This window comes from Streptomyces sp. NPDC002619, assembly GCF_042889305.1.
In the GTDB taxonomy this organism is placed as follows: Bacteria; Actinomycetota; Actinomycetes; order Streptomycetales; family Streptomycetaceae; genus Streptomyces.
On sequence record NZ_JBIAQV010000013.1, the window covers coordinates 202145 to 210290 of the forward strand.

5 protein-coding genes are annotated in these 8146 nt (G+C 68.7%); all 5 read left to right on the forward strand.

The genetic code is table 11. The features are described from left to right. The first annotated feature begins 36 nt into the window (after positions 1 to 36). The 5 genes from ppdK to ACFYXB_RS22245 all read left to right on the forward strand — a co-directional run bounded on the left by ppdK (position 37) and on the right by ACFYXB_RS22245 (position 7971). A complete protein-coding gene (gene ppdK / locus ACFYXB_RS22225) occupies positions 37 to 2757 on the forward strand; it encodes a pyruvate, phosphate dikinase (protein ID WP_389584936.1) in 2721 nt (906 codons plus the stop codon). A gap of 1247 nt (positions 2758 to 4004) precedes the next feature. Next, entirely contained in the window at positions 4005 to 5018 is a 1014-nt protein-coding gene (locus ACFYXB_RS22230; RefSeq protein WP_389584939.1) for an RNA polymerase subunit sigma-70, read from the forward strand. 5 nt (positions 5019 to 5023) lie between these two features. Continuing rightward, positions 5024 to 5332, forward strand: a complete 309-nt coding sequence (locus ACFYXB_RS22235) for a hypothetical protein (protein WP_389584942.1) — start codon at positions 5024 to 5026, stop codon at positions 5330 to 5332. After that, positions 5316 to 5771, forward strand: a complete 456-nt coding sequence (locus ACFYXB_RS22240) for a DUF6069 family protein (protein WP_389584945.1) — start codon at positions 5316 to 5318, stop codon at positions 5769 to 5771. The genes ACFYXB_RS22235 and ACFYXB_RS22240 overlap by 17 nt, the downstream gene beginning before the upstream one ends. 712 nt (positions 5772 to 6483) lie before the next feature. Further along, positions 6484 to 7971, forward strand: coding sequence for an FG-GAP repeat protein (locus tag ACFYXB_RS22245; protein ID WP_389584947.1), 1488 nt, complete (start codon positions 6484 to 6486; stop codon positions 7969 to 7971). The last annotated feature ends 175 nt before the right edge of the window (positions 7972 to 8146 follow it).

The following is an 8146-nucleotide window of genomic DNA, read 5'->3' on the forward strand; positions in this document are numbered from 1 at the left end:
AGGGCAGCCAGCCGAGTCCTCGAGGAGTCGAGACCCGTGTCGGAAAACAAAGAACCCCACGTAGTGAAGTTCGTTTACGACTTCACCGAGGGCAACAAGGACCTCAAGGACCTCCTCGGCGGTAAGGGCGCGAACCTCGCCGAGATGACGAACCTGGGCCTTCCCGTCCCTCCGGGCTTCACGATCACCACCGAGGCATGCAAGGTCTACCTCGACAGCGGCGAGGAGCCGGCGGCACTGCGTGACGAGGTGAGTGCGCACCTCGACGTCCTCGAGTCGACGATGGGCAAGAAGCTCGGCCAGGCCGACAACCCCCTCCTCGTTTCCGTCCGTTCCGGTGCGAAGTTCTCGATGCCGGGCATGATGGACACCGTCCTGAACATCGGCCTCTCCGACAAGTCGGTGCAGGGCCTGGCCAAGCAGGCCGGCGACGAGCGGTTCGCCTGGGACTCGTACCGCCGCCTCATCCAGATGTTCGGCAAGACCGTCCTCGGCGTCGACGGCGACCTCTTCGAGGACGCGCTCGACAAGGCCAAGGAGACCAAGAAGGTCGCGGTCGACACCGAGTTGGAGGCCGCCGACCTCAAGAAGCTGGTCACCACCTTCAAGAAGATCGTCAAGAAGGAGGCCGGCCGGGACTTCCCGCAGGACCCGCGTGAGCAGATGGACCTCGCGATCCACGCGGTCTTCGACTCCTGGAACACCGACCGCGCCAAGCTCTACCGCCGCCAGGAGCGCATCCCGCACGACCTCGGTACGGCCGTCAACGTCTGCTCCATGGTCTTCGGCAATCTGGGACCCGACTCCGGCACCGGCGTCGCCTTCACCCGCGACCCCGCCTCCGGCCACCAGGGCGTCTACGGCGACTACCTGCAGAACGCCCAGGGCGAGGACGTCGTCGCGGGTATCCGCAACACGGTCCCGCTCGCCGAGCTGGAGCAGATCGACAAGAAGTCGTACGACCAGCTGATGCAGATCATGGAGACCCTGGAGAACCACTACAAGGATCTCTGCGACATCGAGTTCACCATCGAGCGCGGGCAGCTCTGGATGCTGCAGACGCGCGTCGGCAAGCGCACCGCCGGTGCCGCCTTCCGCATCGCGACGCAGCTGGTCGACCAGGGCCTGATCGACGAGACCGAGGCGCTCCAGCGCGTCACCGGTGCCCAGCTGGCGCAGCTGATGTTCCCCCGCTTCGACGAGCACGCCAAGACCGAGCAGGTCGGCCGGGGCATCGCCGCCTCGCCGGGCGCGGCGGTCGGCAAGGCGGTCTTCGACTCGTACACCGCCGTGAAGTGGTCCCGCTCGGGCGAGAAGGTCATCCTGGTCCGCCGCGAGACGAACCCCGACGACCTCGACGGCATGATCGCGGCCGAGGGCATCCTGACCTCGCGCGGCGGCAAGACCTCGCACGCGGCCGTGGTCGCGCGCGGCATGGGCAAGACCTGTGTCTGCGGCGCCGAGGAGCTGGAGGTCGACACCAAGCGGCGCCGGATGGTCGTGCCGGGCGGTCACGTGGTCGAGGAGGGCGACGTGATCTCCATCGACGGCTCGACCGGCAAGGTCTACCTGGGCGAGGTCCCGGTCGTCCCGTCCCCGGTCGTGGAGTACTTCGAGGGCCGGATGCACGCGGGCGCCGACGACGCCGACGAGCTGGTCGAGGCCGTCCACCGCATCATGGCGTTCGCCGACCGCAAGCGCCGGCTGCGGGTGCGCGCCAACGCGGACAACGCGGAAGACGCGCTGCGCGCCCGCCGGTTCGGCGCCCAGGGCATCGGCCTGTGCCGTACGGAGCACATGTTCCTCGGCGACCGCCGCGAACTGGTCGAGCGCCTCATCCTGGCCGACACGGAGGCGGAGCGCGAGGAGAGCCTGAAGGAGCTCCTGCCGCTCCAGAAGCAGGACTTCGTGGAGCTGTTCGAGGCGATGGACGGCCTGCCGGTGACGGTCCGTCTCCTTGACCCGCCGCTGCACGAGTTCCTACCGGACATCACGGAGCTCTCGGTCCGCGTGGCGCTCGCCGAGGCGAGGAAGGACGCGAACGAGAACGACCTGCGTCTGCTCCAGGCCGTGCACCGCCTGCACGAGGCGAACCCGATGCTGGGCCTGCGCGGTGTCCGTCTCGGCCTGGTCATCCCGGGCCTGTTCACGATGCAGGTGCGGGCGATCGCCGAGGCCGCGGCCGAGCGCAAGGCGGCCAAGGGCGACCCGCGCGCCGAGATCATGATCCCGCTCGTCGGCACTGTCCAGGAGCTGGAGATCGTCCGCGAGGAGGCCGACCAGGTCATCGCGGAGGTCCAGGCCGCGACGGACACGGAGCTGAAGCTGGCGATCGGCACGATGATCGAGCTGCCGCGCGCCGCGCTGACGGCCGGCCAGATCGCAGAGGCGGCGGAGTTCTTCAGCTTCGGAACGAACGACCTGACGCAGACGGTGTGGGGCTTCAGCCGCGACGACGTCGAGGCCTCCTTCTTCACCGCGTACCTGGAGAAGGGCATCTTCGGCGTCTCCCCGTTCGAGACGATCGACAGGGACGGCGTCGGCTCCCTCGTGAAGGCGGCGGCGCAGGCCGGCCGCGAGACCCGCCCCGGTCTGAAGCTCGGCGTGTGCGGCGAGCACGGCGGCGACCCGGAGTCGGTCCACTTCTTCCACGAGGTCGGACTGGACTACGTCTCCTGCTCCCCGTTCCGCATCCCGGTCGCCCGACTCGAGGCCGGCCGCGCGGCGACCCAGTCGACGGGCAGCGACCACCGCTGACCCTCGCCTCCGGAGGGCTGAGCGCCCTCCCCGAACCCCGGCGCCGTCGTCGGTCCCCGACCCTCAGACCGATCGACGACGGCTCCGGCGCACCAAGAGAAGGGGCGGCACCCTGTGCGGGGGTGCCGCCCCTTCGTGCATCATCTGCGGAGCCTGTCAAGCTACGTCGCTGACCAGGCTAAATAGTGTTTGCTGGCGTTGGTCGCCGTTGAACCCGCCGGAAGCCGTTGTGCCCTCGTTGTGCACCTCCAGGTGCGGCGAGGCGGCGTCACGCGCTGTGGCAGCCGCCGAGGGCGCGTACCGGGCGCGCCCCTGGCGGCAGCGAGCCCCGCGTGACCCCCTTTGCAGGCTTCTCCGGACTGGTGAAGGGCCGATCCGGACCCGGAGGGCATTCAGGCCCGTACGGATACTGAGGCCTGTAACCCACCGGTGCAACCGACTTTGTTCACTTCACGTGCAGTTGCCTGCCGCTGATACACCCATGCTGACATGGATGACGCACCGCTCACCGGACGAGCGAGATGTCATTCGGGGCACGGATCCGGACAGAGATCCAATGCGCCCGAAGGCTCTTGCTTGGGAGACGTACTCAGACTTGGCGCTTGCGGACTGGTACCGGCTTCTGAGCCAGGATCCGGAGGAGGAGGGGGTCCAGCGATTCCTTGAGTTGCATCCGTCAATGATTCCGGGAGGCAGGCGCACTCTTTCCGGCGATGCACCCAGCTTCTCGGCGACCCATGCTTCGTGCTTGGATTTCACCTCTCGAAGTTTTCCGACGGGCCATTCGCTGACCTGGTCGTCGATCATTTTGTGATGGATTCTGCAAAGCAGAATCAAGTTCTCGTGGTGGTCCACGTCTCCTGAATAATGAGTGCCCCCCGCGGGCCATTCGGTGACTGTGCAACGATGTGGGCCTCTTCGGCCACAACTGAAGCGTTATCCAGGCCGCTCTTACTCGGGATGACCAACTCAGATCGACAGATAGCGCAACGGCCACCGCTGTTACACCACAGGATCCGCCGATTCACGCTAGAAATTGTCATTGCAAGAGATTAGTGCGCCCTCCAGGTGACTCCGCAAGAATTGTCGAGCTTTTGGGTTCGATGGACCGAAGGTGTGGGCAGAGGCGCCGCGGACGGGCCTCAGCTCATCCCTGATCAGCCATGCCGACCGACCCTGGTGATGAGTTGCCGCGCCCGCACCCGTCACACCTACGACGGGACACGACGAGACGGAAGGATGACGTGATGAGTGCGGACACGCGGCTGGAGGAGCTGGGCGAGAGCGGTCTGGGCGGGAGCGGTCTGGGCGAGGTCGACGAGCCGGCGTTCTCGGGGCTGGCGGAGCGGCACCGGCGGGAGCTGCACGTGCACTGTTACCGGATGCTCGGGTCGTTCGAGGACGCCGAGGACACCGTGCAGGAGACGTTCCTCCGTGCCTGGCGGCGGCGGGAGACCTTCGAGGGGCGGTCGACGTTCCGGGCCTGGCTGTACCGGATCGCCACCAACGCCTGCCTGGACCTGCTCGCCAAACGCCGCCCGGAGCCCGCGACCGGCGGCGAGGTGCTGTGGCTGCAGCCCTACCCGGACCGGCTGCTCGACGAGCTGCCCGCGAAAGACGCGGACGAGCCGGAGACCGTCGCCGTCGCGCGGGAGACGATCGAGCTGGCGTACCTGGTCGCGGTCCAGCACCTCGCGCCGCGCCCGCGGGCCGTGCTGATCCTGCGGGACGTGCTCGGCTGGCCGGCGAAGGACGTCGCGGAGCTCCTCGGGGACTCCGTCAACTCCGTGAACAGCGCGCTGCAGCGGGCCCGCGCCGGCATGCGGGAGCACCTGCCCGCCGAGCGGCAGGACTGGACCGGCGGCGAACAGGACGCCGGGACGCGCGAGCTGGTGCGCCGCTTCACCGAAGCCAGCGTCGCGACCGACGTCGACGGGATCGCGGCCATGCTGCGGGACGACGTCCGGTGCTCGATGCCGCCCACGCCGGGCTTGAACGTCGGCCGCGACGCGGTGGTGAACGACTGGGTCGAGAGCGGCTTCGAGGGCATGAAGGGCCTGCGCGCCGTCCTCACCTCCGTGAACCGGCAGCCCGCCATTGCCTTCTACCTCTGGCGGAAGCAGGAGGACGCGTACCTGCCGCTGACGATCGACGTCCTGCGGATCACCGGTGGGGCGATCACCGAGATCGTCATTTTCCACGACGACCAGTTCCCGCGGCTCGGGCTGCCGGAGCGTCTGCCGGCGGACGGCACGGAGTAGTCCCGGTGTGGACGCTCGCGCTGCGCTGTGGCGCGCGTGTCGCGGTGGTCGCGGCGGAGTGGCGCGATGCGTTCGGCGTCGTCACCCGCGGGCGGGTGCAGCTGGAGCTGCGCGACGGCGAGCCCGGGCCGGTCCTCGGACGCGGCGCCGGGTTCTGGCTCCGCGGCACCGGCGTCCGCGCCCTGCGGAACCCCGGCCGTCGCACGGCGAGGGTGCGCATCGTCACCCCCAAGGCCAGGACCGTCACATGCCAGTCAACACACCCGTACGCCAGTTACCGAATGATGGAGGAACGACATGAACAGCATGAATGACACCGGGGTCGTCGCAGGCCCGGCATCGGGCCAGACCAGCCACACCCACCGACTCCGCAGGCTCGCCGGCACCGGCTTCATCGCCACGCTCGCAGCGATGGTGGCCACCACCCTCGCCGCTGCGCTTGCCCAGGCCGTTGGCGTCGACTTCGAGGTCCCCGATGGTGGCGAGACGATCCCGTTGTCCGGGTTCGCCGTGGTGACCGGCTTCTTCTCGGTCGTGGGCATCGTCATTGCCGTCGCTCTTCTTCGTTGGAGCGCTCGCCCCGCCAAGCGATTCGTGTGGACGGCAGTGTCGCTGACCGCGATCTCGTTGGTCCCGCCCCTCCTCTCCGGGGCAAACACCGCCACCACCACCGCCCTCCTCGGGCTACACCTCGTCCCTGCGACGATGATGATCCCCACCCTGGCGCGGAGCCTCCGCACCCGGACCGATTGACGATCCCGCAACGGGACAACGCGCGGCGCAAGGGCGTGCGCGAGCGCACTAACGTGGCCCCCCGGTGCTGCCACCCTCCATTCCAGGTTCCTTTTCTTGGTCAATTCGAAAGCTGAGTCGCGTGTGCGAAGAAGCACAGGGCGCCTTGCGGGCTGAAGACCAAACGCCATCCGCTTCGGATGGGGCGCACCGGGTACCCCGGTCGCGTTCACCCCGGCCGACCCCGCCGTCGCGCGCCTCACACGTGGATTCGGCCCCTGCGCGGCGGCTTGAGCCGGGATCTGACCCTCTCTCGGGTCGACGTCAGGCTCAAGCCGCGCCAGGACGCGCTCGCAGTAGAGCCCTGACACCTCAACTACGCCTGCGGGAGGCGGCCACGCCGTAGCCGGCGGGGCAGGGAGCGCTGTTTGTGACGTGGGAGGTTGGAAAAGGCTCAGTGCGACACTTACCCCATCGCAGTGCAAGCGGCTACCCCACGCCCTCCACCAGCCGACCAGCCCAACCCCGCTAAATGATGACCCGGACATCAAGCCGGTGGATCGGCGCTGAGTGATCCGGCTGCGCTCCGTGGTCAACGCGAGGTGGAATTTCCCTCATGCGACACAACCTTTGAGCCAGTTGCGCGGTCCAACACGTGACGGCGGGGAACGGACCCCCGACGTCACCCCCGTCACTTCGTGCCCGGCGATATCACGATCTTAGGAGCCATGACGTGCGCAGTAAGCGCCTCACCGCCCGAAGCGCGATAAGCCGGACAAGACGCATGTCCGGCGCGGCCGCCGCGGCCGTATTGCTGACGATCGGCGCCACGATCACCGCCACAGCCTCTCCCGCCGCCACGACGGTGGCCCACGACGACTTCAACGGCGACGGCTACCACGACCTCGTCGTCTCCGCGTCCGGCGCCACCGTCAGCGCCCAGAAGGGTGCCGGCTACGTGGCCGTCCTGTACGGCTCCGCGAGCGGCATCCCCACTTCCCGGCGGGCGACGTTCAGCCTGAGCACCGCCGGCGTGCCGGGCATCGCCCAGGCGAACGACCGCTTCGGGAAGACCACCGCCTCCGGCGACCTGGACGGCGACGGCTACGCCGACCTCGTCGTCGGCATCCCCGGCAAGGACATCGGCACCGCGGCCGACGCGGGCGCCGCGGTCGTGCTATGGGGCTCTGCGACCGGGCTGCACAGCAGCGGCGCCCTCTGGCTGCGCGACAGCACCCCCGTGGCCGGCGCCCGCTTCGGGGAGGGACTGGCGGCCGGCCGGTTCAAGGGATCCCGCACCGAGCTGGCCGTCCTCCTCCACAGCAAGGAGCTGCGGACCTACGGCTTCGACGCCTCGGCAGGCGTCCGGCACGCGTACGAGACCGCCCGCTTCGCCTCCTCGGCCTTTTCGGGCTTCTTCACGCCCGTCGGCCTCACCTCGGACGACTACAACAATGACGGCGCCGACGACCTGGTCGTGCTCGGCATAGACAACGACAACGTCGATGACAACAAGTGGGGCTCCGCCGTGTACATGCCCGGCAGCCCTGACGGGTTGACAGTGCGCGGCCAGATCTCCGGCGGCACGACCGGCGCCTCGGGCGACATCAACAAGGACGGCTACCCCGACCTCGTCATGGGCTCCCCCGCCAACCGCGACTGGCAAGGGGCCGTGCTGGACCCCGGCAGCATCACGGTCCTGTTCGGCCGGCCCGATGGCCTCTCCTCCCCTCCGGACTTCCAGTACTGGTACCAGTACTCCCCCGCCCTGAGCGGCAAAATCAAAGTCGGCGACTACTTCGGCGGTGCCGTCACCGTCGGTGACATCGACGGCGACGGCTACGCCGACGCCGCGATCAGCGCCCCGCGCAAGGACATCGGCACGGTCACCGACGCGGGCACCGTCTGGGTGATGCGCGGGTCCGCCACCGGCCTGACCACGAACGGCATGCGCACCATCAGCCAGAGCACGCCATCCGTTCCCGGCACCAACGAGAAGGGCGACCAGTTCGGCGGCGCCCTCCGGCTCATCGACACCAACCGGAACGGCAAGGCCGAGCTGATCGCGTCCGCCCCCGGTGAGGACACCAACGACGGCGCCGCCTGGGTCTTCTCCGGCACGAGCAGCGGCCCCGCCGCCACCGGTTCATGGTCGTTCAACGGCGCCACGCTCCGCGCCCCCTACCTTGACGCCCGCTTCGGGGAGACCCTCGCCCCGTAGCGGCCGTGCACACGGCTCGGCAGCACGGCTCGCGTCTGAGTGAGGAAGGCGCGGCCGTGGCCGCCGGATGGGTTACTGCCCTAGAAGACTGCTGAAAATCTCGGGTTCTGGCCCCGGCTCGGTGGAGTTGGGGCCAGTCTTGTGGGCATGCAGGGGGAATGGGCCGGGGAGATGG

Bases quoted from the DNA above. Each gene is read 5' to 3' on its own strand.
- ACFYXB_RS22230 (WP_389584939.1), top strand. From the start codon at position 4,005: ATGAGTGCGGACACGCGGCTGGAGGAGCTGGGCGAGAGCGGTCTGGGC.
- ACFYXB_RS22240 (WP_389584945.1), top strand. From the start codon at position 5,316: ATGAACAGCATGAATGACACCGGGGTCGTCGCAGGCCCGGCATCGGGC.